The organism is Candidatus Neomarinimicrobiota bacterium, from assembly GCA_018647265.1.
Classification (GTDB): Bacteria; Fidelibacterota; Marinisomatia; order Marinisomatales; family TCS55; genus TCS55.
Genome location: JABGTK010000061.1, coordinates 1 through 2,111 on the forward strand (window position 1 = coordinate 1; position 2,111 = coordinate 2,111).

The following is a 2,111-nucleotide window of genomic DNA, read 5'->3' on the forward strand; positions in this document are numbered from 1 at the left end:
AACCATTGATTCTTTTAAAGTCGACGCCAACCATTCTGCCTTATCTCTTTTATTATCGATTAATCGAACGGACATTTCATTTTCTAATTCTTTTGCTACACTACGGCCAATTTTGCTACCGCCAAGAATGACGATGGAATTGGTTTTGGTGGCTTCTTTGCCCAAAATAACCATGAGAGATTCTAGACGCTCAGTCTTAACAATGAAATAGGCTGTGTCACATTCTTTAAATTCAAAATCTGACCATGGAACGTGGGATTCACCATCGCGCAAAACAGTCACAATTCCAAATTTGAAATCATGTTCTTCTTCACAAAATTCACGTACTGTTTTTCCAACGATTGGACAATCCTCCTCAAGACGGATACCAATCATTTGCATACGGCCGCCTTCAAAATCCATAACCTGAGTTGCATAAGAATGACGCACCAACTGAACGATTTCCCGACAAGCTTCTTTTTCGGGGTGAATTACAAGATCAATCCCAAATTTTTCGGGCTTAATAATGGAGTCCCGCGTTGTGTACTGTTGGTTTCTCAACCGGGCTATAATCTTTTTTGCACCCAATTCATGTGCTTGTTGAGACGCGATTAAATTGACTTCATCCACCCGTGTAAGACATAAAACATAGTCCGCATCTTGGACGTTTGCTTTGGATAAATTTCGAGGACTGGCTCCATTCCCTTCCACAACAATTACATCGAGGTTTTCGCTGGCTCTTTTACATTTTGAAGGATCGAGATCCATAACAATGATATCATGATCTTCTTGACTTAATGCTTTGGCGACGTGGAACCCCACTTCCCCAACGCCGATTATAACGATACGCATAACAAATCCTTTCCACTAAAAGCGTGGATGTTAAGTAATTTATTCAAATCGAATCTATACATTTTCATTATTCACTTTCCCGATAAATATCGGCCCCAAGTGAATGGAATTTTTCTTCAATGCGTTCATATCCTCGATCGATATGATATATCCTGCTAATATCTGTTTTACCTTTTGCCATAAGGGCGGCAATCACCAGCGAAGCGCTGGCGCGAATATCAGTAGACATCACTTGGGCACCTTTCAATTGCTCCACACCACGAACGACAGCCACATTATTTTCAAGCGAAATATTAGCACCAAGACGAACCAGTTCAGGAATATGCGAAAATCGATCTTTGTAAATGGTATCTGTAATTACGCTAGAACCATTTGCAATTGACATTAATGCAATCCACTGCGCTTGGAGATCTGTGGGAAAACCTGGATGAACATCGGTGGTCATATCTACTGCAGTCAATTCATCACATTTTTCAATCGATATGGAATCACCAATCACATTAATCTTACAACCGGCCTGTTCCAATTTTTGCAATACAATGGACAAGTGATCGGCCTCTACATTCTTAAGTGTAATATCTCCTAAAGTTGCGCCAGCCATTAGGAAAGTACCTGCTTCTATCATATCAGGAATGGTTGTCACTTCCACTGGGTTCAATGAGTCTACACCATCAATTCTCAATTGGCTTGTGCCAACACCTTCAATATGTCCGCCCATTTCATTTAATACATCACAAAGTTGAACAATATGGGGTTCCATGGCCGCGTTAGTTATATGTGTGGTTCCTTCTGCTAAAACAGCTGCCATTAGGAGATTCCCAGTGGCTCCAACAGAAGGAATCTCAAAATGAATTCGGGCACCTTTTAACTTTTTGGCCCGAGCCATTATATATCCCTCTTCTAAAATAATTTCAGCACCGAGTCGCTCAAATCCCTTCAAATGGTAATCAACAGGACGTGGACCCCATGCACAACCACCAGGCAAAGAAACACGCGCTTCTCCAAACCGCGCTAATAGCGGACCCATCACATAAAAGGAAGCACGCATTGTTTTGACCAAATCATAAGGCGCTTCCAGCGACGTTATATTCGACGCATTAATGGTCAAACTTTGATCTTGGAAATCGGTCTTGGCACCAATCATTTCTAATAACCGGATCATGGTTTTTGTATCTCGCAAACCAGGAACACGATGAATCGTTGTGTTTCCATCAACAAGAAGAGCTGCCGCCATTAAAGGTAATACAGCATTTTTTGCGCCACTTATCTCAACAGAACCA

At 41.4% G+C, this 2,111-nt stretch carries 2 protein-coding genes; both read right to left on the minus strand.

The window, feature by feature from the left end; translation table 11 throughout:
- A partial coding sequence (locus tag HN459_03785) for an NAD(P)-binding domain-containing protein (protein MBT3478564.1) occupies positions 1–831 on the minus strand: 831 nt, incomplete at its 3' end.
- A 67-nt stretch (positions 832–898) separates the two neighbouring features.
- A partial coding sequence (murA, locus tag HN459_03790) for a UDP-N-acetylglucosamine 1-carboxyvinyltransferase (protein ID MBT3478565.1) occupies positions 899–2,111 on the minus strand: 1,213 nt, incomplete at its 5' end.